The organism is Mesorhizobium sp. 113-3-9 (genome assembly GCF_016756515.1).
Taxonomy (GTDB): Bacteria; Pseudomonadota; Alphaproteobacteria; order Rhizobiales; family Rhizobiaceae; genus Mesorhizobium.
The window spans coordinates 6,042,929-6,064,535 of the sequence record NZ_AP023246.1 but is presented as its reverse complement, the minus strand read 5'-3'; the positions used below and the strand labels follow the sequence as shown (position 1 = coordinate 6,064,535).

21 protein-coding genes are annotated in these 21,607 nt (G+C 64.6%); 15 read left to right on the top strand and 6 right to left on the bottom strand.

All coding sequences use genetic code 11. The annotated features are described in order from the left end of the window. Positions 1-14 precede the first annotated feature (14 nt). The 4 genes from araD1 to MesoLj_RS29605 are packed head-to-tail and all read right to left on the bottom strand — an operon-like array spanning position 15 to position 4,350. A complete protein-coding gene (gene araD1, locus MesoLj_RS29620; protein ID WP_140769319.1) occupies positions 15-1,013 on the bottom strand; it encodes an AraD1 family protein in 999 nt (332 codons plus the stop codon). 32 nt (positions 1,014-1,045) lie between these two features. Further along, a complete protein-coding gene (locus tag MesoLj_RS29615; protein WP_202323512.1) occupies positions 1,046-1,825 on the bottom strand; it encodes an SDR family NAD(P)-dependent oxidoreductase in 780 nt (259 codons plus the stop codon). A 9-nt stretch (positions 1,826-1,834) separates the two neighbouring features. Further along, positions 1,835-3,562 carry an IlvD/Edd family dehydratase gene (locus MesoLj_RS29610; RefSeq protein ID WP_202323511.1) on the bottom strand — a complete coding sequence of 576 codons (1,728 nt, stop codon included), beginning with the start codon at positions 3,560-3,562 and terminating at the stop codon, positions 1,835-1,837. After that, complete coding sequence (locus tag MesoLj_RS29605; RefSeq protein WP_202323510.1) at positions 3,559-4,350, bottom strand: FadR/GntR family transcriptional regulator; 792 nt, start codon at positions 4,348-4,350, stop codon at positions 3,559-3,561. The genes MesoLj_RS29610 and MesoLj_RS29605 overlap by 4 nt, the downstream gene beginning before the upstream one ends. A gap of 61 nt (positions 4,351-4,411) precedes the next feature. Between MesoLj_RS29605 and MesoLj_RS29600 the strand changes: the two genes are divergently transcribed. After that, entirely contained in the window at positions 4,412-5,341 is a 930-nt protein-coding gene (locus tag MesoLj_RS29600; RefSeq protein ID WP_202323509.1) for an aldose 1-epimerase, read from the top strand. 78 nt (positions 5,342-5,419) lie between these two features. On the opposite strand, the gene pcaQ is transcribed toward MesoLj_RS29600, so the two are convergent. Beyond that, positions 5,420-6,337: a pca operon transcription factor PcaQ gene (gene pcaQ, locus MesoLj_RS29595; RefSeq protein ID WP_140769311.1), complete on the bottom strand. Its 918-nt coding sequence runs from the start codon at positions 6,335-6,337 to the stop codon at positions 5,420-5,422. A gap of 93 nt (positions 6,338-6,430) precedes the next feature. Between pcaQ and pcaD the strand changes: the two genes are divergently transcribed. The 6 genes from pcaD to pobA are packed head-to-tail and all read left to right on the top strand — an operon-like array spanning position 6,431 to position 11,236. Beyond that, a complete protein-coding gene (gene pcaD, locus MesoLj_RS29590; protein ID WP_202323508.1) occupies positions 6,431-7,240 on the top strand; it encodes a 3-oxoadipate enol-lactonase in 810 nt (269 codons plus the stop codon). Beyond that, entirely contained in the window at positions 7,233-7,640 is a 408-nt protein-coding gene (pcaC, locus tag MesoLj_RS29585) for a 4-carboxymuconolactone decarboxylase (protein WP_202323507.1), read from the top strand. Before pcaD ends, pcaC begins: the two co-directional genes overlap by 8 nt. After that, positions 7,630-8,385, top strand: a complete 756-nt coding sequence (gene pcaH, locus MesoLj_RS29580; RefSeq protein ID WP_202323506.1) for a protocatechuate 3,4-dioxygenase subunit beta — start codon at positions 7,630-7,632, stop codon at positions 8,383-8,385. The genes pcaC and pcaH overlap by 11 nt, the downstream gene beginning before the upstream one ends. Then, the gene (gene pcaG / locus MesoLj_RS29575; protein WP_202323505.1) at positions 8,385-8,999 is read left to right on the top strand and encodes a protocatechuate 3,4-dioxygenase subunit alpha; all 615 of its coding nucleotides are present in this window, start codon (positions 8,385-8,387) and stop codon (positions 8,997-8,999) included. Before pcaH ends, pcaG begins: the two co-directional genes overlap by 1 nt. Before the next feature lie 12 nt (positions 9,000-9,011). Further along, a complete protein-coding gene (locus MesoLj_RS29570) occupies positions 9,012-10,064 on the top strand; it encodes a 3-carboxy-cis,cis-muconate cycloisomerase (protein ID WP_202323504.1) in 1,053 nt (350 codons plus the stop codon). After that, complete coding sequence (gene pobA / locus MesoLj_RS29565; RefSeq protein ID WP_202323503.1) at positions 10,064-11,236, top strand: 4-hydroxybenzoate 3-monooxygenase; 1,173 nt, start codon at positions 10,064-10,066, stop codon at positions 11,234-11,236. The genes MesoLj_RS29570 and pobA overlap by 1 nt, the downstream gene beginning before the upstream one ends. An 18-nt stretch (positions 11,237-11,254) precedes the next feature. Here the strand turns inward: pobA and MesoLj_RS29560 are convergent, their stop codons facing one another. Beyond that, positions 11,255-11,926: a FadR/GntR family transcriptional regulator gene (locus MesoLj_RS29560; protein WP_056564565.1), complete on the bottom strand. Its 672-nt coding sequence runs from the start codon at positions 11,924-11,926 to the stop codon at positions 11,255-11,257. Positions 11,927-12,150: 224 nt separating this feature from the next. On the opposite strand from MesoLj_RS29560, the gene MesoLj_RS29555 reads away from it, so the two are divergent. Genes MesoLj_RS29555 through MesoLj_RS29520 form a run of 8 tightly spaced genes read left to right on the top strand, consistent with a single transcriptional unit; the run spans position 12,151 to position 21,586 of the window. Continuing rightward, positions 12,151-13,029, top strand: coding sequence for a fumarylacetoacetate hydrolase family protein (locus MesoLj_RS29555; RefSeq protein WP_140769296.1), 879 nt, complete (start codon positions 12,151-12,153; stop codon positions 13,027-13,029). Beyond that, on the top strand, positions 13,026-13,805 hold the full coding sequence (locus MesoLj_RS29550; protein WP_202323502.1) for an alpha/beta fold hydrolase: 780 nt from the start codon (positions 13,026-13,028) through the stop codon (positions 13,803-13,805). The genes MesoLj_RS29555 and MesoLj_RS29550 overlap by 4 nt, the downstream gene beginning before the upstream one ends. A gap of 52 nt (positions 13,806-13,857) precedes the next feature. Continuing rightward, entirely contained in the window at positions 13,858-15,198 is a 1,341-nt protein-coding gene (locus MesoLj_RS29545) for a metal-dependent hydrolase family protein (RefSeq protein ID WP_202323501.1), read from the top strand. Continuing rightward, positions 15,195-16,244 carry a branched-chain amino acid ABC transporter permease gene (locus tag MesoLj_RS29540; protein ID WP_244735196.1) on the top strand — a complete coding sequence of 350 codons (1,050 nt, stop codon included), beginning with the start codon at positions 15,195-15,197 and terminating at the stop codon, positions 16,242-16,244. Before MesoLj_RS29545 ends, MesoLj_RS29540 begins: the two co-directional genes overlap by 4 nt. Beyond that, positions 16,241-17,269, top strand: a complete 1,029-nt coding sequence (locus tag MesoLj_RS29535; RefSeq protein ID WP_202323500.1) for a branched-chain amino acid ABC transporter permease — start codon at positions 16,241-16,243, stop codon at positions 17,267-17,269. The genes MesoLj_RS29540 and MesoLj_RS29535 overlap by 4 nt, the downstream gene beginning before the upstream one ends. A gap of 50 nt (positions 17,270-17,319) precedes the next feature. Then, positions 17,320-18,567, top strand: coding sequence for an ABC transporter substrate-binding protein (locus MesoLj_RS29530; RefSeq protein WP_140769287.1), 1,248 nt, complete (start codon positions 17,320-17,322; stop codon positions 18,565-18,567). Between the two features lie 24 nt (positions 18,568-18,591). Beyond that, positions 18,592-19,377 (top strand): ABC transporter ATP-binding protein, encoded by a 786-nt coding sequence (locus MesoLj_RS29525; protein WP_202323499.1) that lies wholly within the window; start codon positions 18,592-18,594, stop codon positions 19,375-19,377. Further along, positions 19,370-21,586: an ABC transporter permease gene (locus MesoLj_RS29520; RefSeq protein WP_202323498.1), complete on the top strand. Its 2,217-nt coding sequence runs from the start codon at positions 19,370-19,372 to the stop codon at positions 21,584-21,586. Before MesoLj_RS29525 ends, MesoLj_RS29520 begins: the two co-directional genes overlap by 8 nt. The last annotated feature ends 21 nt before the right edge of the window (positions 21,587-21,607 follow it).

Here is a 21,607-nt window from a genome sequence, read left to right as displayed (position 1 = left end):
TCGGACTTTTGCCGTCACAGCTGGGTGACGGTGACCAGCCCCTCGTCCGGCACCGACACCATTCGGTTGCGGAGCGGCTTGCCGAATGTCTGTGCCTGGATTTCGTACTCGTCGCCGGAGGCCGTCTTGACGCCGGAGGCGTAGCTCATCACCGCCGCCCCGAAGAAATAGGCGTGCAGGTCGCCCGGCCTGCGGTGCATCGGGTAGCGGAAATGGAAATGTTCGAGGTTGGCGATCGAGTGCGACATGTGCGCCTCGCCCGACAGGAATTCCTGCTCCCAGATGACGGTGCCGTCGCGCAGGATGCGGGAATAGCCGCGCACTTCGTTCGGCAGCTCGCCGATCAGCAGTTCCGGGCCGATCGAGCAGGAGCGCAGCTTGGAATGCGCGAGGTAGAGATAGTTCTCGCCCTCCGTCACGTGGTCGGAATATTCGTTTCCGAGCGCATAGCCGATGCGGTGGGGATGGCCGTCCGGACCATTCAGGTAAAGCCCGACAATCTCGGCTTCCTCTGCTCCGGCTTTCGCGAATGCCGGCATCGGCAGCTCAGCACCGGGCGGCACAATGCAGGTGCCGACGCCCTTGAAGAACCACTCGGGCTGGATGCCGATCTTGCCGGCGCCGGGCTTGCCGCCCTCCAACCCCATGCGGAAGATTTTCAAGGAATCGGATTCCTCGGCACCTTCGCCATGGGTCAGAACATGCATCTGGTTGCGCGCGGCGGCACTTCCGGTATGGGTCAGGCCGGTGCCGGTGACCAGGAACCGCGCCGGCTCCGGGTGGTCCAGCGGGGCGAGCACGCGCCCATCGCGCAACAGCTCGTCATAGTCGATTGTCGCGGTGCCCGTCCGCTTTTCGACCAGCGAGGCAATGGACGCACCCTCGGCGATCGCCGCTTCGGCGAGGTCAAGCACGCTGGCGGTCTTTTCGAGCGGATGCAGGTGATTGCCGTCATCGGAGACACGACCGACCCGCCTGCTGCCATCCGGCATTCTGAACTGAACAAGACGCATGAAATACCCTTCTTCCCTTGGAGCCGTGCGGGTTACACCCAACCCGCATCGACGATGAACTGCTGGCTCGTGCACATGCGGCTGTCGTCGGCGGCGAGGAACAGCGCCATGCGCGCGATATCGGAGGGCTGCAGCCGGTCCGGCAGGCACTGCCTTTCCGCGATCTGGCGCTCGCCAGCCGGATTCAGCCACAGCCGCATCTGGCGCTCGGTCATGACCCAGCCAGGCACCATGCAGTTGACGCGGATGCGCTCGGGGCCGAGTTCACGGGCCAGCGCCCGCGTCATGCCGTAGACAGCGGCTTTGGCGGTGACATAGGCCGGGCAATCGGGATCGCCGACCATCCAGGTGATGGAGCCGAAATTGATGATCGAGCCGCCGCCCTGCGCACTCATCTGCGGGCGCACCGCCTGCGCCGCGAAGAACTGGTGGCGCAGATTGACCGCCATGCGGTCGTCCCAATAGGCGACCGTGACGTCCTTGGTCTGATGCCGGTCGTCATTGCCGGCATTGTTGCAAAGCGCCTGGATCGGGCCATTGTGCCGCGCTGCCTGCACGGTGGCCGCCTGCAGCTCTTCGACATTGCGCAGGTCGCACCGAATGAACAGCGGCGCGTCATGTCCTTCGGCCGCGATCGCATCGACGAGCCGCCGGGACGGTTCCTCGGCCAGGTCGACGAAAGCCACACCGCTGCCTTGCGCGCAGAAATGGCGCACCAGGCTTTCGCCGATGCCGCTGCCGCCGCCGGTGATGAAGACGCTGCGGCCCTTGAGGCTTGGATAGGTCGCGTAGCTGCCGATTGGATCCGTCATCGCGCGCCTCTAGTGGGAATGCCGGGGAATGCCGGCATCGCGCCGGCCGACGAGAAAGTCGAAATCGCAGCCCTTGTCGGCCTGCAGAACGCGCTCGACATAGAGGCTCTGGTAGCCGCCTTCGGGCGGCGCCGGTGGCTTCCAGTCGCGGCGGCGGATCGCCAGTTCCTCGTCCGATACCAGCAATTCCAGACGGCGGCCGGCAACGTCGAGTTCGATGAGATCGCCGTCGCGCACCAGTGCCAGTGCGCCACCTGCCGCCGCTTCAGGCGCCACATGCAGCACGACGGTGCCGTAGGCCGTGCCGCTCATGCGTGCGTCCGAAATGCGCACCATGTCGGAGACGCCCTGCTTGAGCAGCTTGGCCGGCAGTGGCATGTTGCCGACCTCGGCCATGCCGGGATAGCCGCGCGGTCCGCAGTTCTTCAGCACCATCACCGAAGAGGCGTCGATATCCAGTTCCGGATCGTCGATGCGGGCGTAGTAGTGCTCGATGTTCTCGAAGACGACAGCCTTGCCCCGATGCTGCATCAGCTCGGGCGTCGCCGCGGACGGCTTGATGACCGCCCCGTTGGGCGCCAGATTGCCGCGCAGGATCGAGATACCGCCCTGTTCGGTCAGCGGCTCGCTCAGCGGACGGATGACCTCGCGGTTGTAGTTGGGCGCGCCGTCGATCAATTCACCGATCGTCTTGTCGCTGACGGTCATGACGTCGCGATGAAGAAGCCCCACTTCATCAAGCGACGCCATGACCGCAGCTAGCCCCCCGGCATAGTAGAAGTCTTCCATCAGGAATCGGCCCGACGGCATCAGATCGACAATCGTCGGAACGTCGCGGCCAAGACGGTCCCAGTCCTCGAGGCTGAGATCGACGCCAACCCGGTTGGCGATGGCGATCAGGTGCAGCACCGCATTGGTCGAACCGCCGATCGCGCCATTGACGCGGATGGCATTCTCGAACGCTTGCCTGGTGAGGATCTGCGCTATCGTCACGTCGCGGCGAACGAGCTCGACGATCTGGCGTCCGGCCAGTTGGGCAAGCACGCCGCGGCGCGAATCCACCGCCGGAATTGCGGCATTGTCCGGCATGCCGATGCCGAGTGCTTCCACCATGCTGGCCATGGTCGAGGCCGTGCCCATCGTCATGCAGCTGCCCGCCGACCGGCTCTGGCCTTGCTCGGCGGCGAGGAAGTCGGCGACCGGCATGCGGCCGGCCTTGACCTCCTCGGCGAATTTCCACACATGCGTGCCGGAGCCGATGTCTTGCCCGCGAAACTTGCCGTTGAGCATAGGCCCGCCGGAGACGGTGATGGTCGGCAGGTTGCATGAGGCAGCCCCCATCAGCAGCGCCGGCGTGGTCTTGTCGCAACCGACCAGCAGGATCACGCCGTCGATGGGATTGCCGCGAATGGATTCTTCGACATCCATGCTCACCAGATTGCGAAACAGCATGGCGGTCGGGCGCATGTTACTCTCGCCCAGCGACATCACCGGAAACTCCAGCGGCAGCCCGCCGGCCTCATAGACGCCGCGCTTGACGTGGTCGGCCAAGGCGCGCAGATGCGCGTTGCACGGGGTCAATTCCGACCAGGTGTTGCAGATGCCGATCACCGGGCGGCCATCGAAGGCGTCTGCCGGGATGCCTTGGTTCTTCATCCAGCTGCGGTGCATGAAGGCGTTCTTGCCTTCACCGCCGAACCAGGCTTCGGACCGCAGTTTGCGTTTGGTATCGGTCACGATTGCTGGCCTCGGTCGTTGCGGCGTTTGTTGCGGTTCTCGACGCTGCGGCGCACGTCGTCCTCGGCATTGTCGATGAGCACCAGCAGCGCCTTCTGCGCACCGAGCGCGTCGCCGGCGGCGATCTTCTCGGCGACCTCGCGATGCAGCGGCAAGGAGTGGCGCTGTCCATCCGGATTGTCGTTGGAGAGGCGAAAGCTCATCACCAACGCGGTTTCGACCAGTGCGGCCAGCGAGCCGATCAGCTCATTGCCGGTCATGCGCAGGATGGTCTGATGGAACACCAGATCGGGCTTGGCGAAGCGGTCGCCATCGTCGCTCAACGCTTCCATTTCGGCGAGTGCCGCCTGGATTTCGGCGATCTGCGCCGGGTTGGCGCGCTGGGCGGCGAGTGCGGCCGACATCGGCTCGATGGCGCGGCGCAATTCGAACAGCGCGCGCACATCGTCGGTGCTGATGCCGCCGGCATAGCGCCATGACAGCACGTCGGGGTCGAGGAAATTCCAGTCGGAGCGGGGACGCACGCGCGTGCCGGTCTTCGGCCGCGATTCGACCAGCCCCTTGCCGGCCAGCACCTTGATCGCTTCACGCAATACCGTGCGGCTGACACCGAGCATCTCGCTGGAATCATCCGCATTGGGCAGGGCCTCGCCGGGCAGGAAGTCGCCCTGGACGATGCGCAAGCCGATCTGCTCGACGACGGTCGCGTGCAGCGCGGTGGAACCACTGGAAACCGCGACGGCAACCCGTGACGTGCGCGCCGTGCTGAAAGATTTCTTATTCTTCATACTATTCATATGATATGTCTTATAGCCATGGCGATCGGAGTCAAGGGATGGGGGAGTGCCGATGACAAAGAATTCCGCTGCTGTTGCCGCGCAGCACACCGAACTGGTCTCGATCAGTGACGGCATCGCGACTGTCGACATTGCTCCTGCTGCCGGCGGCGCCGTGGCGTCGTATCGGTGGTGGCAAGATGGCTTTGTCGTGGATTGGCTACGCCCGGCGGATCCGCTGGCGATCAGCCGTCGCGATGCAGGCGCCATGGCCTGCTTCCCGCTCGTCCCCTATTCCAATCGTATAAAGGGCGGCCGTTTCGAATTCGCGGGCCGCACCGTCCAACTGCCTAGTCGGCCGGAGGACCCGCACCATGAGCACGGCCATGGCTGGCGCCACCCTTGGACGGTCGTGAGGCACGAAGCCAGCACGATCGTCCTGCGCTATCGCCACGCCGCCGATTCCTGGCCATGGAGCTATGAAGCCGAGCAGGAGATCACGCTGGCTGACGGTGCGCTTTGCATGACCATTGCCGTGCGCAACCTGTCGGACGCGCCGATGCCGGCTGGCTTCGGCCTCCATCCCTATTTCCCGTCGACACGTTGGGCGCATGTCCAGGCGTCGGTGTCCGGCATGTGGGAAACCGACGCGGAGATCCTGCCTGTCCGTCACGTCCCGCCGCCGGCGGGGGCCGATCCGTCGATCGGCTTTGATGTATCGGAGGTGGAGTTCGACACGGTTTTCACCGGATGGACGCGCCGTGCCCGGATCTCCTGGCCGGAGCATGGGCGGCAACTGGACATGGAGGCCGAGGCACCGCTCGATTTCCTCGTCCTCTACACGCCGCCGGGTGAGCCGTTCTTTTGCGCCGAGCCGGTCAGCAACATCACCGATGCCTTCAACCGCGTGAACGACGAGGACAACAGCACCGGCTGCATGATGCTGGCATCTGGGCAGACGAGATCCGCCAGCGTTCGCTTCACACCGTCACTGGCTGTCTGACCTTGCCGCCGGCCTTGCGAGCCCGGCACGACATGGCCGCGCGGATGCCGCTCGGTCGATGCGTGAACGCGCCGAAGGTCAGGCGCCCGGCCTTGCGGCTTCGCGAATGGTCTGCAACAGCATCGTGAAGGCGGGCGAGGGCGCGGTATCGGTGCGCATCGTCAGGCCGACCGGCCCCTTGGTTTCCGCGGTGTCAACCGGCAAGGCGACGAAGGCACGGCTCGCGAGCTCGTTGGCGACCACGCCGGCCGAGATGATCCACACCGCATTGCTCTGCCGCATGAAGGAACGGCCGAAGGAATCCGAGACCGTCTCGATCTCGGTTGCCGGCGCGGTCATGCCATTGGTGATGAAGAGGCGATCGACAAAGGGACGGATGACGGATTCCCGGGTCGGCATCAGCACCGGGAATTCGTCGAGCCTGGCGAAGATATCCGCTCCCGGTTCCAGCAGCGGATGCCCGGCCCGCACGACGAACAGCACCTGTTCCGAGTAGAGGTGCTCGAAGAAGAAACCGGTCATGTTTTCGGGCGCCGCCAACCGACCGACGACGAGATCGAGCGCGCCGGTGCGCAACTGCTCGAGCAGCACGGCGTTCTCGCCGGTGACGATCTTGATCGCAGCCCCGGTGTTCTCCTTGAGGAACAGGCTCATGGCTTGCGGCATGACCTTCGCTGAAACCGTCGGCAGCGCGCCGATGCGGATCGGGTGGCGATTGATGGTGCCGTCCTGGCGAACGGAATCGATGCCGCGCTTCAACGCCGATATCGCCGAGCCGGCATGGTCCAGGAAGATTTCGCCAAGCCTGGTGACCCGGATGCCGCGCCCGTCGCGCTCGACCACGGCGATGCCGAGCGCCTCTTCCAGTTCACGCAGGGTCTTGGTCACCGCCGGCGCGCTGACATGCAGGAGGTCGGCGGCGCGGGCCACGCTGCCCTGCCGGGCGACTTCCAGGAATGCTTGCAGGTGACGGAACCTGATGCGGCTGCCGGGCATGAATTTGATAACCCCTGAGTTAATGAAACGGCGCAAAATATCATTTTACCGAACCAAATGCGGCGTGCAATGTGGAGATGGAGGATCGAAATCGTGCCATTCGTCACTGTTGGCGGCATCACGCTGCACCACCGATATGTCGAGGCGGACGGCAAGACGCCCCCGGTTGTGTTCATCAATTCGCTGGGCACAGATCTGCGGATCTGGGATGAGGTCGTTGCGCTTCTGGCCGGCGAGATGCCGCTGCTCGCCTATGACAAGCGCGGCCACGGCCTCTCCGACATCGGCACCGGCGTCCACTCGATGAACGACCATGTCGACGATCTGAACGCCCTCATCGACCACTTCGGTTTCAACAAGGTCGTGCTGTTTGGCCTGTCGGTCGGCGGCATGGTGGCGCAGGGACTGCATATCCGCCGTCCTGAAAGCATCGAGGGCCTGATCCTTAGCGACACCGCCCACAAGATCGGTACCGCCGAAAGCTGGAACAGCCGCATTGCGGTCGTGGAGCGCTACGGCATCGAGGCGATCGCCGATGGCGTGATGAAAGTGTGGTTCACGCCGGATTTCCATGTCGGGCGCCCCGCCGACCTTGCCGGTTGCCGCAACATGCTGACCAGGCAGGCGCTGCCGGGCTATATCGGGACATGCAAGGCTGTCCGCGACGCCGATTTCACCGAGAGCGCGCGCCGCATTGCTGTACCGACGCTCTGCGTTGTCGGCGACCAGGACGGCTCGACGCCCCCCGATCTTGTCCGCTCTCTGGCGGATCTGATCCCCGGCGCACGTTTCGAAATCATCCGCAATGCCGGACACATTCCGTGCATCGAGCAGCCGGAGGCGCTGGTCGCGCTGATCCGCGGTTTTGTCGCATCGCTTGCCCCTGGAGAAACCCATGGATGAAGTCCCCGGCAACACGGCAAGATATCGGACAGGCCTTGCCATCCGACGGTCGGTGCTCGGCGACCGCCACGTCGATCGGGCCGAGGTCGCAGCCACCGATTTCGACCGGCCGTTTCAGGAACTGATCACCGAGGCCGCCTGGGGGACGGTATGGGCACGGCCCGGCCTCAGCAAGCGCGAGCGCTCGATCGTCACGCTGGCGCTGCTGGCCGCACTCGGCCATGATGAGGAGGTCGCGCTGCATGTGCGCGCCACCGCCAACACCGGTGCGACGCGCGACGATATTTGCGAGGCGTTCCTGCATGTCGCCATCTATGCCGGCGTGCCGGCCGCCAACCGTGCCTTCAAGATCGCCAAGGACGTGTTTTCGGAGATGGACGGAGCCAACAATGCCCGCTGAGTCCGGCTCGAACCGGAGGCCCGAGACCGGCGCCTTCTTCCAGCGCGACCGGACATGGCACCCGCCGGCGCTGACGCCGGGCTACAAGAGTTCGGTGCTGCGGTCGCCGCAGAAGGCGCTTTTGTCCTTCGACAACACGCTGTCGGAAATAGCGGGACCTGTCTTCGGCCACGCCATGCTGGGCGAGTTCGACGCCGACCTGATCCATAATTTCGCCAGGCCGGGCGAGAGCGCCATCGGCGAGCGCATCATCGTCCACGGGCGCGTGCTTGACGAACGCGGCATTGGTGTGCCCGGCGTGCTGCTGGAATTCTGGCAGGCCAATGCCGGCGGCCGCTACCGCCACAATAGGGATGGCTACCTGGCGCCGCTCGATCCGAATTTTGGCGGCTGCGGCCGCACCATCACAGGCGAGGATGGCTTCTATGCCTTCCGCACCGTCAAGCCCGGGCCCTATCCCTGGCCGAACGGCCCCAATGACTGGCGCCCGGCGCATATCCATTTCTCGGTTTTTGGCCATGGCTTTGCCCAGCGGCTGATCACGCAGATGTATTTCGAGGGCGATCCGCTGATCTGGAAATGCCCGATCGTTCGCGGCATCGCCGACAAGGCGGCCATCGAGGCGCTGACGGCCGTCCTCGACACGCAGGCGACGATCCCGATGGATGCGCTCGCCTACAAGTTCGATATCGTGCTGCGCGGGCGCCGCTCGTCGCTGTTCGAAAACCGGCTGGAGGGCAATTGATGACCCAGTCGCTCGACAGGCTGAAGGAGAGCCCTTCGCAGACAGCCGGACCCTACGTCCATATCGGGCTGACGCCGAATTTCTGCGGCATAGGTGGCGTCTATGCGACCGATCTCGGCGCGACCATGGTCAACGACAAGACAAAAGGCGAGCGCATCGGCCTGCGCATCCGGGTGCTTGACGGCACCGGGACGCCGCTCAAGGACGCTCTGATCGAGATCTGGCAGGCGGACGCGGACGGGCTCTACAATTCGCCGGCCGAATTGCGCGGTGCCGCCGATCCGAACTTCTTCGGCTGGGGCCGTTGCCCGACCGACATGGACACCGGCGTCTGCGCATTCGAGACGATCAAGCCCGGCCGCGTGCCGTTCCGCGATGGCCGCCTGATGGCGCCGCACATCACGCTGTGGATGGTCGCGCGCGGCATCAATCTCGGTCTGCACACAAGGCTGTATTTCTCCGATGAGGAAGAAGCCAATGCCGGCGATCCGATCCTGGCGCGTATCGAGCACCGCGTCCGCGTGCCGACGCTGATCGCCGAGCGCCAGGGCGACACCTACGTCTTCGATGTCCATCTCCAGGGGGAGAAGGAAACGGTCTTCTTCGACAGCTAGGAGATCCGCGATATGACCATATCGCCCTTCGACCATCCATTGCTTTCCGCCTTTCTCGGCGACGAGGAGGCGGCGAGGCATTTCTCTGTCGAGGCTGAGATAGAGGCGATGCTGTCGTTTGAGAACGCGCTGGCGCAAGCCGAGGCCGCACACGGAATCATTACCAGGGACGCGGCGGTGGCCATTGGGGTGGTGCTGGCCTCGTTCCGGCCGGACACGACCTTGCTGCGCGCCGCTGCCGCCAGGGACGGCGTCATCGTGCCGGAATTGGTGCGTCAGCTCAGAGTGGCGGTTGGCGAGCCGCATGGCGACAAGGTGCATTTCGGTGCCACAAGCCAGGATGTCATCGACACGGGCTTGGTGCTTCGACTGAAATCCGTCGTAGACCATCTCAGCCTGCTCCTGACCGAGACCGTTTTGCGCCTCACGTCGCTCGAGGAGCGCTTTGGGGGCAGGGCGCTGACCGGCATGACCCGCATGCAGCCCGCGATCCCTATTCAAGTAGCTGATCGCGTGAACGCCTGGCGCGGGACGCTGCAGCGGCACCGGGGAAGATTGTCTGAACAGTCGAGACGTTTGCTGGTCGTGCAGTTCGGCGGCGCCGCCGGCACGCTGGAAAAGCTTGGCGAGAAGGGGCCGGCAGTGCGCGCGGCGCTTGCCGCAAAACTCGGCCTTGGCGATGCGCCGCAATGGCACAGCCAGCGCGACGCGCTCGGCGATTTCGCCGGCTGGCTGTCGCTGCTGACCGGCAGCCTCGGCAAGTTCGGCCAGGACATCGCCCTGATGGCGCAGGGCGGCGCTGACATCGCGCTTTCCGGCGGTGGCGGCTCGTCGGCCATGCCGCACAAGCAGAACCCGGTGAAGGCCGAAGCGTTGGTGGCGCTGGCCCGCTTCAACGCCACCCAGCTTTCCGGCATGCATCAGGCTCTGGTGCATGAGCAGGAACGTTCGGGCGCGGCATGGACGCTGGAATGGCTGCTGCTGCCGCAGATGGTGGTCGCAACCGCGGCATCGCTGCGCCTTGCCGCCGAACTCGCCGCACGGATCGAAAGTCTCGGCCACTGATGCGCACGCAGGTCGTCATCGTCGGCTCGGGACCCTCCGGCCTGCTGCTTGGGCAACTTCTGGCCGGCATCGGTGTCGAGACCGTCATCCTGGAACGCTCGAGCCGGGACCATGTGCTTGGCCGCGTGCGGGCAGGGGTGCTCGAACAGGGCACGGTCGATCTGCTCGGGGAAGCCGGTGCTGCCGCAAGGCTGCATGCCGAAGGCTTGCCGCATTCCGGCATCTCGCTCGCCTTCGACGGGCGCCTGCACCGCATCGATCTCGCCGGACTCACCGGCGGCAGGCATGTCACGGTCTACGGCCAGACCGAGGTGACGCATGATTTGATGGACAGGCGCGACGCGGCCGGCCTGGTCACCGTCTACGAGGCGTCGGATGTGGCGCTGCATGATTTCGGCGGTGCCGCACCATTCGTCACCTACGACAAGGACGGCATTACGCATCGCATGGATTGCGACTTCATTGCCGGCTGCGATGGCTATCATGGCGTCAGCCGCGGATCGGTGCCGGAGCGGGCGCTGAAAACGTTCGAGCGGCAATATCCGTTCGGCTGGCTCGGCGTGCTGGCCGAAGTGCCGCCGGCAGATCGCGAACTGGTCTACGCCAATCACGAGCGGGGCTTTGCACTGTGCTCGATGCGCTCGACGCATCGAAGCCGCTACTACGTGCAGTGCCCCGAGGGTGACCGTGTCGAAGCCTGGTCGGACGATCGCTTCTGGGACGAGCTGCGCCGCCGCTTGCCGGAACAGACGGCGGCCAGCGTCACCACCGGGCCTTCCTTCGAAAAGTCGATCGCGCCGCTGCGCTCTTTCGTTGCCGAGCCGATGCGCTTCGGCCGGCTGTTCCTGGTCGGCGATGCTGCTCACATCGTGCCGCCGACCGGTGCCAAGGGCCTCAACCTCGCCGCCAGCGACGTGCGCTATCTCTTCAACGGGTTCCGGGACTTCTATCAAGGGAAGTCCGAAGCGGGTCTCGATGTCTATTCCGCCAAGGCTCTGGCGCGGGTCTGGAAGGCGGTGCGCTTTTCCTGGTGGATGACGACCATGCTGCACCGCTTTCCCGATACCGGCGACTTCGGCCAGCGCATCCAGGAGGCCGAACTCGACTACCTCGTGCACTCGCGTGCCGCGTCGACCGCGCTCGCCGAGAACTATGTCGGCCTGCCCTATTGAGGATAGCGGTGCGCGGATTTACCGACCCAGCAGGTTGCGCTCGACGGTTCTCAGATGCGCCAGCATGGCCTGGCTGGCGCTCTCCGGGTCGCGGCGCAGCAGCGCATCGAGAACGATCTGGTGCTCGCTGCAATAGATGCCGCGGCGCTCTTCGGAAAAGGAACGCTTTTTCATTTCGAACCATGGCGCCTGATTGCGCAGGATGCGCATCAGATTATGGATCTCCTTGAGGAAGTCGTTGCGCGAGCAGGCGAAGATGCGGTGGTGAAATTCCGCATCCCAATGCTCGAAGGTCGGCATGTCCTGCGACTCCGAAGCGATCTTGTGCGCCTCGCGCACCGCGTTGAGTTCCATGGCGCTGGCATTGGTGGCGGCGAAGGCCGCCGCCGCCGGCTCAAGCAGCTGCCTGATCTCCATCATGTCGGCCGGGCTGGTGCCTTCCATCCGGCCGACAACCGCCGCCATCGAACCAGGATTGGTGGCGGTCAGGAATGTGCCGCGTCCGACATGCCGCACCACGGTGCCATCGTCCTCAAGGAAGGAGACGGCACGGCGCACCGTGTTGCGCGCCACGCCGAATTCGCTCGCCAGGTCGCGTTCCGGCGGCATGCGGCCATTCTCGATCCATTCGCCGGAAGAAATCCGCTTCTTCAGCGCGGTGGCGATATCGCTGGCGACAAGCTTGGGCATGTCCGGTCACTTTTATCTGATCCGATACTGAACCATTGATAGCAGCTTCAGGTACCGCCGTCCATCGCATGGCAGCGGTCGATATCCTGTGAAGAGATGGGGTTGGCAATCAAATCCTTTTTGGTACGACCAACCCAGATTCCTCTTGCGGGCTAAACCAATCGGCGATAGCGTGTAACAAAAGAGCGAATAATTGGCTCAATATTGGTTCAGGGAGGATCTGGATGCGGGTCGCGACTTTTTCGATCGCCGGCGAACGTCGCGTGGGGCTTGTCGATCTCGACGCCCAGACAATCGCGCCTTTTGATTTTTCCGTCGACCAGGCCAAATCAGGCATTCTGGCTTTGATCGAGCGCAACGGCGCCGGCATGCCGCGTACCCTGTCGCCCATCCCGCTGGCGCAGGTGGAAATCGAAGCGCCCATCCCGCAACCGCGCCGCAACATCTTCTGCGTCGGCAAGAACTATCACGAGCACGCGCATGAATTCGCCCGCAGCGGCTTTGATTCCAGCGCCGGCGCCGGCGCGATCCCGAAGCATCCGATCATCTTTTCCAAGGTTCCTGAATCGGTCGTCGCCAACCATGCCAGCGTGTTGATCGATCCATCGGTCTCGACCGCCATCGACTATGAGGCGGAACTGGCTGTCATCATCGGCAAGAGCGGGCGCGGCATATCGAAGGAGAATGCGCTCGACCATGTCTGGGGTTACACGATCGTCAACGACGTCACGGCCCGCGATCTGCAGGGCAGATACAGCCAGTGGCTGATCGGCAAGTCGCAAGACACGTTCTGCCCCATGGGGCCATGGGCGGTGACCAGGGACGAACTCGACCTGGCAACCGCCGGCATCCGGTGTTTCGTCAACGAGGATCTGCGCCAGAATTCCCGCATATCGCTGCTCATCTTCGACATCCCGACCATCATCGCCACACTGTCGCAAGGCATCACGCTGAAGCCCGGCGACATCATCGCCACCGGCACGCCGGTCGGCGTCGGCATCGGTTTCGACCCGCCGAAATACCTCAAGGCCGGTGACGTCGTGCGCATCGAGATCGATGGCATCGGCACGCTGGAAAACCGCTTCGCGGAGCACGCGCAATGACCACGGTCACGGTTGGTCAGGTGGTTGCGGAAGTTGTCGGCGAGGGCGCTGCCGTGGTGATGATCCATGGCCTTGGCGGCACCTCGAACATGTTTCAGCCGCAGATGGCGGCGCTTTCCGCCTATCGCGTCATCCGGCTCGACCTGCCGGGCTCCGGCCGCTCGCCGCGCCCGATCGAGCCGCTGACCGTCGAAGGGATGAGCGAGGCCGTGATCCGCGCCATGGCCGGTATGGGGGTTGCTGCCGCGCACTTCGTCGGCCATTCGATGGGCACTATCGTTTGCCAGCAGATCGCCGCGGCGCAGCCATCGCTGGTTACATCGCTGGCGCTGTTCGGCGCCCTGGCGGAACCGGCGGAAGCAACGCGGCAAGGGCTCGCCAACCGGGCGCGTCTGGCGCGCTCGGGCGGCATTGCCGATATCGCCGACCAGATCGTCGCCAACGCGATTTCCGCCCACACAAGGGAAACCTCGCCGGCGGCCGTGGCCTTCGTGCGGGAATCGATCACGCGTCAGGATCCCGAATCCTACGCCCGTACCTGCGAGGCTCTGGCCAAGGCGACCGCCGTCGATGCGCGCCGTATCTCGGCGCCGACATTGCTGGTCACCGGCGATGCCGACACGGTCAATCCGCAAGGGGTGGCCCAGGCGCTTGCCGACAAGATCAAGGGCGCCGTATTCTCGTCGCTGGATCGGTGCGGGCACTGGGCCACGGTGGAAAACCCCCGCGAAAGCAGCCAGAAGCTCGCCGATTTTTTGAGACGGGTTGATAGGTGAGGATTTCTGATCGGGCGTAAACTCATGCGCTCGGCAAGTTGGGAGGCTTGTGATGGCAGACGACAGCTGGAACGGCAACGGTTCGGGCAGCACGCTGTTCACCAATGTGCGTGTGCTCGACGCATCAGGTGAATATCCATACACCGGTGAGGTGCTGGTGCAGGGCAACCGCATCAAGCAGATCACCAAGGGCTCATCGCGCTTCAGCTCATCCTCGTCGTCCTCCTACAGCGGTGGCGCGGCAGGAGGTGCAACCGTCATCGACGGTATGGGCGCGACACTGATGCCGGGCATGATCGATGCGCATCTGCATCTGTCCTGGAACAACGCGCCCGGCATCGACCCCATCCAGATGATGGAAATCGAAGAGCACATGCTGGTCACCATGGAGATGGCCAAGCTGGTGCTCGACGCCGGCTTCACCGCCGGCCGGGGGGCGGCCGCCGCAAAGCCGCGTCTCGATGTCGTCGCCAAGAAATTCATCAACCAGGGCCGTTTTCCGGGACCACGCTACCTGGCGGCGGGTCCGGAAATCACCACGGTCGGCGGCCTCGGCGATTCCGCGCCGTCGCACATCCCACATGAGGGGCTGAACCTTGGCCTCGTCGTCTCGGGACCGGAGGAAATCCGTCGCACCGTGCGCCAGCTGATCAAATACGGCGTCGATTCGATAAAACTCAACCTGTCCGGCGAGAGCATCACCGGCATGGGCGCTGAGGAGACGCCGATGTCGGAAGAGGAGGTCGCCATGGCCGCCTCCGAGGCGCGCTGCCGCAACAAGGTGCTGTCGGCGCATGCGCGTTCGTCGGGCTCGGTCAAACAGTGCATCCGCCACGGCATCCAGAACATCTACCATGCCTCCTTCGCCGACGAGGAAGCGCTCGACATGCTCGAAGCGGCCAAGGACAAGCACTTCGTCGCGCCGGGCATCGCCTGGCTGATCAACACGGCACGTCACGCCGAGCAGTGGGGCATCAAGCCGGGCTCGCCGTTGTCGCTGGAATACGAGCGCGAACTCGAAATGTGCATCGAGACGATGAAGAAGATGCACCGGCGCGGCATCCGCGTCTGCATCGGCGGCGACTACGGCTTTGCCTGGACACCGCAAGGGACCAACGCCAAGGACATCCAGACCTTCGTCGAGATGCTGGGCTTCTCGCCGATGGAGGCGATCCAGGCCGGCACCAAATATGGCGGTCAGATTATGAACATGGGCGACGAACTCGGCCTGATCAAGGAAGGCTATCTTGCCGACCTTCTCTTGATCGACGGCGATCCGATCTCTGACGTGCGCATCCTGCAGGACAAGAACCGCATTCTCGCCATCATGAAGGACGGCAAGTTCCACAAGGCGCCGCGCATGAACGAGCAGCGCCGGCGGCTGACGGCATGAGCTTGCTCGACCAGCCATCTCAGACGCTCTCCGAGAGCCGCGGCATCACCGGCCGGCAGGCATGGGGCCTCGTTGGCCTGCTCGCCGCCGCTGTCGTCGCATGGCTGGTCTTCGCGGTCTGGCCGGATTGGCTGAACGCGATCCTTATCTCGAAGAAGGCCTTCGTCAGCGCCATCCTCAACGGCATCACCCTGGCCGGCCTCTATTTCCTCGTTGCCAGCGGCTTCACGCTGATCTTCGGCCTGATGCGGAACGTCAATCTGGCACATGGCTCGCTCTATCTGCTTGGCGCCTATATCGGCTACGAAGTCACCAACCGCACCGGCTACTGGCTGCTCGGCGTCGCCGCCGGCTTCGCGGTGCTGGCCATCGTCGGTGTCGTCATGCAGGTCTTCGTTTTCCGTCGGCTGGAGGGCGACGATCTTCGCCAGACCCTGGTCTCGATCGGCATCTCGATCGTGGCCGCCGACCTGATGCTGGCGGTGTGGGCCGGCGGCACTTACCAGATCACCACGCCCGAATGGCTCGACGGCGCATTGACCTTGCCCGTCATCACGGCGGTGCGCTCCAACGGCGCCTCGGTCTTCCTCACCTATCCGCTCTACCGCGTCGTGGTGCTGGCGGCGGCGATCGTTATCGGCGTCGGTCTTTGGCTGATGCTGCACAAGACCCGCGTCGGCATGATGATCCGCGCCGGCGTCGACGACCGCGCCATGTTGCAGGCCTCGGGCGTCAACGTGCATGCGGTCTTCGCCATCGTCTTTGCCGTCGGCGCCGGCCTTGCCGGCTTTGCCGGCGTCGTCGGTGGCTCGGCGCTGTCGGTCGCGCCAGGCGAGGATGTCCGCTATCTCCTGGCCTCGCTGGTGGTCGTCATCGTCGGCGGCATGGGCTCGATCACGGGCGCCGCCATCGGCGCGCTGCTGATCGGCCTGGCCGAGCAGATCGGCCTCGTCTACTTCCCGACCTATGGCATCGTGCTGACCTTCGTCATCATGGTGGTGACGCTGGCGGTGCGGCCGCAAGGCATCATGGGGAAGGCACGATGAGCCTGGCCGTCGCCACCACCGGCGCCACGCCGCAGCAGAACTGGCTGGAGAGGCTCGGCGCCGGCCACATCATCCTTGCCATCGCACTGGTGCTTTATCCATTGGTGGCGTCCGATTTCTTCCTGACGCAGATCGGCGGCTATTCGCTGATCTTCGGCATGCTGGGCCTGTCGCTGATGCTGCTCGCCGGCTATGGCGGCATGGTCAGCCTGGCGCAGATCACCGTCGCCGGCATAGCGGCCTATGCCATCGCCATCCTTGGCAACAACAACTCCAGCATTCTCGGTCTCGGCTGGCCGTGGTGGCTCGCGGTTCCGTTCGCGGTTCTCGCTGCGGCCTTGGCGTCGGCGCTGATCGGCTGGATCTCGGTGCGCACCGAGGGCATCTACACCATCATGATCACGCTGGCGATCGCCACCGCGACCTTCTACTTCGCGCAGCAGAACTACGCCATCTTCAACGGCCATTCCGGCTACGCCGGCATTCGTGCGCCGGTCTTCTGGAGCGTCAACTGGCGCGATCCCAGGCCATTCTACTATCTCTGCCTCGGCCTGGCGGCGCTGTCCTATGCGGCGGTGCTTTACGGCTCGCGCTCGACCTTCGGCATGACCTTGCAGGCGATCCGTGACAATCCGCGCCGCATGCGCGCGCTGGGATACCATGTCACCGCGCACAAGGTCTTCGCCTGGCTGCTCGCCGGTGTCATCGCCGGACTGGCGGGTGTGCTGCTGGTCTGGTTCAACGGCCGCGTCTCGCCCGGTACCATCGGCGTCGATGCCGCGATCGACGTGCTGATCATTGCCGTCATCGGCGGCCTGCGCCACCCGATCGGGCCGTTCCTCGGCGCGGTCGTCGTCGTCCTGATGCAGACCTTCGCCATCGACATTGTCGGCGCCGAGCGCTTCAACACGCTGATCGGCCTGGTGTTCCTGGTGATCGTCTTCGTCTCACCGGATGGAATTCTTGGGTTGTGGGGGAGGATCAAGCCACATCTTGCCCAGGAGTCCTTGCGTCCAGGTCCATAGGAGCCGGGATGGATGAACCACTGCAAAACCAAATCAAAGGGAGGAAAATGATGAGAATGCATAGACGGACATTGCTGGCGCTGGCGGTATTCACCGGGCTGACCGCGCCTTCGATGGCACTGGCTGCCGACGACACCATCAAGATCGGCCTGCTCGCCACCTTCGAGGGCCCGTTCACGGTGCTCGGCGAGGACGGCGAGCGCGGCGCCATGACCGCCGTTGCCGAGATGAACGGCACCGTCGCCGGCAAGAAGATCGAGATCGTCAAGGGCTCGTCCGATGCTTCGCCCGACAGCGCCGTGCGCGCGGCGCGCAAGCTGGTCGAGCAGGACGGCGTCAAGGTGCTGGTCGGTCCGCTTTCGGGTGACGAAGGCATCGCCGTCAAGGATTACGCCAAGACGCAACCGAACGTGACCTTCATCAACGGCACATCGGCCGCGCAGGACACCACGTTGCGCGATCCGGCTGAGAACTTCTTCCGTTTCTCGACCGATGGCGCGCAGTGGATGGCCGGCCTCGGCACCTATGCCTTCAAGGACAAGGGCTACAAGAAGGTCGCCACCGTCGCCGAGGATTATTCCTTCCCCTACACGCAGGTGTTCGGCTTCATGGCCGAATTCTGCAAGGCCGGCGGCCATGTGCCGTCGAAATCCTGGGTGCCGATCGGCAACAAGGACTTTTCCTCGGTCATCGCCGCCATTCCTGAGGATGTCGACGCAATCTACGTCGCGCTCGGCGGCGCCGACGCGGTCAACTTCCTGACCCAGTACCAGCAGGGCGGCGGCACCGCGCCGCTGATCGGCGGCTCGATCACTGTCGACCAGACCGTGCTGACGTCGAAAGGCAAGCTGAAGGACGTGCTGAAGGGCACTCCATCCGCTGGCCCGACCGCCGACACCAACGACGCGCCGGCCTGGAAGGCCTTCGTCGAGGCCTACAAGAAGCAGCCGGGCGCGTTTCCGTCACCCTCGCTCTTCGCCCATGGCTACTATGTCGACATGAAGGCGACGCTGCTTGGTCTCGACCAGGTCGGCGGCGATGTCTCCGATGGCGGCAAGAAGTTGCGCGACGCGCTGTCGAAGCTGTCCTTCGACACGCCGACGGGCAAGGTGTCGCTCGACAAGAACCGCAACGCCATCGCCGACATTTTCCTGACCGAGGTCACCGAAGGCGCCGACGGCAATCTCCTCAACAAGCTGGTCAAGGTCGTGCCGCAGGTCAACCAGACGCTCGGCATTCCCGAAGACGAGTTCATGAAGCTCGGCGCGGTCAACCGCGACAATCCGAGCTGCCCGTAACCCCACGCTTGAGTGCAGCCGCCAGTGACCGAAAGCTTCGCAGCAAACCGTCTCCAGAGCACCGGCGCCTATGCGCTGGAGCTTGACGGCGTGGCGCGGCATTTCGGGGCGCTGGTGGCACTCTCGGGCATCAATATGAGGATCGCGGCCGGCGAACGGCGCGCGGTCCTCGGCTCCAACGGCGCCGGCAAGACGACCCTGTTCAACGCCGTCACTGGCGATTTCCTGCCGACGGCGGGGCGCATCCGTTTCTTCGGCGAGGACATCACCGACCTGCCGCCGCATGAGCGCATCCGGCGCGGCCTGCGCCGCACCTATCAGATTTCGCAACTGTTCAAGGGGCTGTCGGTCCTCGATTCCATCTTTCTCGCCTGTCGCGGCGTCTCGCGTCGGCGGTTTTCGCTGCTGCGTCCGGCAACGACCGACGTCAACATGGTGCAGGCGGAATCGATCCTCAACGCCGTGCACCTCGAAGCCTATCGCGACACGCTGGTGGCGACGCTGAGCCATGGCCAGCAGCGGCAGTTGGAGATCGCGCTGGCCCTGGCGGGCGCGCCGCGCTTCATCCTGTTCGACGAGCCGGCGGCCGGCCTGTCGCCGACCGAGCGTCGCGACCTCGTCGCCATCCTCAACGCGCTGCCGAAGCATATCGGCTACATCATCATCGAGCATGATCTCGATGTCGCGCTGCGCGTCTCGGAATATGTGTCGATGATGCACAATGGCCGCCTGTTCAAGGAAGGCACGCCGCAGGAGATCGAAGCCGACCCGGAAGTCCAGGAGATCTATCTCGGGGGCAAGCATGGCTGAGCGTCCCGGAAAGATCGCCAAGGCAATGCTGCGCATCGACGACCTGCAGGTCTTCTACGGTGAAAGCCATGCGCTGCAGGGCGTGTCGCTGACGCTGGAAAGCGGCGTGCTGTCGGTGGTCGGCCGCAACGGCATGGGCAAGTCGACGCTCTGCAACACCATCGTTGGGCTGAAACGGGCGAAGTCCGGTTCGATCCGCATCGATGGCCGGGAGATCACCTCTCTTGAGCCGCACGAAATCCACCGCCTCGGCGTCGGCTATGTCCCGCAAGGGCGCCGTGTCTGGCCGAGCCTGACCGTCGACGAGCATCTGCGTCTGGCCGCCGGCAACAGGCGCGATGCCAGCTGGACGGTCGAGCGCGTCTACCAGACCTTTCCGCGGCTCGCCGAACGCCGTGCCAATGGCGGCTCGCAGTTGTCGGGCGGCGAACAGCAGATGCTGGCGATTTCGCGTGCGCTGCTCAGCGATCCCAAACTGCTGGTCATGGACGAGCCGACCGAAGGCTTGGCGCCGGTCATCGTCGACCAGGTCGAGCGCATGCTGGTTGACCTCGCCGCCGAAGGCGAGATGGCGGTGCTGGTCATCGAGCAGAATATCGGTGTGGCGACCGCGGTATCGAACCAGGTCGCCATCATGGTCAATGGCCGCATCAACCGGCTGATGGATGCCAAGGCGCTCGCCGCCGACCGTGAGTTGCAGCAGCGGCTGCTCGGCGTCGGCCGCCATGCCGAGGAAGCACCGGTCACGCCGGCGGAAGCCGCGCAGGCCCGGGAACAGTTGGCGGAAGTCTATCGCGTCGACAGGGCTGGCGCAGCCTCGACCGAACCGATGCCGCAGAGCGGCGTCTATCGACCGGTCACCGAACTGCCCAATCGCTGGAACGTGCCGGTCACCGAATTGCGACAGGCCGCGGTCGACAAGACGGCACCGCAGGACGACCTGAAGAAGGTCTTCGCCATCCCCTTCGCCGAACGCATCGGCAGGACGGTGCTGGTCGTCGGCACATTCGACACCAAGGGCAAGGAATTGCGCTTCGTTGCCGACCGGCTGAAGTCGCTTGGTCTGCCCGTGCGCACCGTCGACCTGTCGACATCGGGAAAGCCGACCAGCGCCGATGTGCCCGCCATGCAGGTGGCCGGGATGCACGTGCGGGGATCCTCCGCCGTCTTCACCAATGATCGCGGCGGCTCGGTCAGCGCCATGGCGGAAGCTTTCGCACGCTGGATCGAGCGCGAGCCGCGCATCGGCGGCGTCATCTCGGCGGGCGGTTCCGGCGGCACCACGCTGGCGACGGCAGGCATGCGCGTGCTGCCGGTCGGCATCCCCAAGCTGATGGTCTCGACGGTGGCGGCCGGCGATGTCGCCAAATATGTCGGCGGCGCCGACATCATGATGTTCCATTCGGTGGCCGATGTTCAGGGGCTGAACTCGATCACCGAACAGGTGTTGTCCAACGCCGCGCACGCCATGGCCGGCATGGTCGCGCAACTGCCCAATGCCGAGGCTTGGGAAACAAGACGCAAGCTGGCGCGGCCGGCCGTCGGCATCACCATGTTCGGCGTCACTACGCCCTTGGTGCAAGCGGTGACCAGACGTCTCGAAGCCGACTACGACTGCCTCGTCTTCCATGCCACCGGCATTGGCGGGCGGGCGATGGAAAACCTCGGCGATTCCCGGCTGCTGTCGGCCTTCCTCGACCTCACCACCACTGAGGTGGCCGACATGATCGTCGGCGGCGTGTTCCCGGCGACGGAGGATCGCTTCGGCGCGGCGATCCGCACCGGGCTGCCTTATGTCGGCTCGACCGGCGCGCTCGACATGGTCAATTTCGGCCCGCGCGACAGCGTGCCGGAGAAATTCCGCAGCCGCAAATTCGTCATCCACAACCCCAACGTCACGCTGATGCGTACCACGCGCGACGAGAACCGCGCCTTCGGTGAATGGATCGGCACGCGGCTCAACGCCATGAACGGTCCGGTGCGCTTCCTGCTGCCGGAGGGCGGCGTCTCGATGCTCGACGCGCCTGGTCAGCCCTTTCATGACCCGGAAGCCGACAACGCTTTGTTCGAGGCGATCGAGAAGACGGTGCGCCGCACGCCCTTGCGCCATGTCGAGCGGGTGCGGGCCAACATCAACGACGCGCCTTTCGTCGACGCGGTGATCGCCGCTTTCCACGCGGTCACGCCCAAGCTGCAGAGGCGGGCATGAAGAATTGGACTTCGCCACCCT

Bases quoted from the DNA above. Each gene is read 5' to 3' on its own strand.
- MesoLj_RS29545 (WP_202323501.1), top strand. From the start codon at position 13,858: ATGGCAGACGACAGCTGGAACGGCAACGGTTCGGGCAGCACGCTGTTC.
- pcaH (WP_202323506.1), top strand. From the start codon at position 7,630: ATGCCCGCTGAGTCCGGCTCGAACCGGAGGCCCGAGACCGGCGCCTTC.
- MesoLj_RS29535 (WP_202323500.1), top strand. From the start codon at position 16,241: ATGAGCCTGGCCGTCGCCACCACCGGCGCCACGCCGCAGCAGAACTGG.
- MesoLj_RS29555 (WP_140769296.1), top strand. From the start codon at position 12,151: ATGCGGGTCGCGACTTTTTCGATCGCCGGCGAACGTCGCGTGGGGCTT.
- araD1 (WP_140769319.1), bottom strand. From the start codon at position 1,013: ATGCGTCTTGTTCAGTTCAGAATGCCGGATGGCAGCAGGCGGGTCGGT.
- MesoLj_RS29605 (WP_202323510.1), bottom strand. From the start codon at position 4,350: ATGAAGAATAAGAAATCTTTCAGCACGGCGCGCACGTCACGGGTTGCC.
- pcaC (WP_202323507.1), top strand. From the start codon at position 7,233: ATGGATGAAGTCCCCGGCAACACGGCAAGATATCGGACAGGCCTTGCC.
- MesoLj_RS29570 (WP_202323504.1), top strand. From the start codon at position 9,012: ATGACCATATCGCCCTTCGACCATCCATTGCTTTCCGCCTTTCTCGGC.
- MesoLj_RS29615 (WP_202323512.1), bottom strand. From the start codon at position 1,825: ATGACGGATCCAATCGGCAGCTACGCGACCTATCCAAGCCTCAAGGGC.
- MesoLj_RS29550 (WP_202323502.1), top strand. From the start codon at position 13,026: ATGACCACGGTCACGGTTGGTCAGGTGGTTGCGGAAGTTGTCGGCGAG.
- MesoLj_RS29530 (WP_140769287.1), top strand. From the start codon at position 17,320: ATGAGAATGCATAGACGGACATTGCTGGCGCTGGCGGTATTCACCGGG.
- MesoLj_RS29600 (WP_202323509.1), top strand. From the start codon at position 4,412: ATGACAAAGAATTCCGCTGCTGTTGCCGCGCAGCACACCGAACTGGTC.
- pobA (WP_202323503.1), top strand. From the start codon at position 10,064: ATGCGCACGCAGGTCGTCATCGTCGGCTCGGGACCCTCCGGCCTGCTG.
- pcaQ (WP_140769311.1), bottom strand. From the start codon at position 6,337: ATGCCCGGCAGCCGCATCAGGTTCCGTCACCTGCAAGCATTCCTGGAA.
- pcaG (WP_202323505.1), top strand. From the start codon at position 8,385: ATGACCCAGTCGCTCGACAGGCTGAAGGAGAGCCCTTCGCAGACAGCC.
- MesoLj_RS29560 (WP_056564565.1), bottom strand. From the start codon at position 11,926: ATGCCCAAGCTTGTCGCCAGCGATATCGCCACCGCGCTGAAGAAGCGG.
- MesoLj_RS29520 (WP_202323498.1), top strand. From the start codon at position 19,370: ATGGCTGAGCGTCCCGGAAAGATCGCCAAGGCAATGCTGCGCATCGAC.
- MesoLj_RS29540 (WP_244735196.1), top strand. From the start codon at position 15,195: ATGAGCTTGCTCGACCAGCCATCTCAGACGCTCTCCGAGAGCCGCGGC.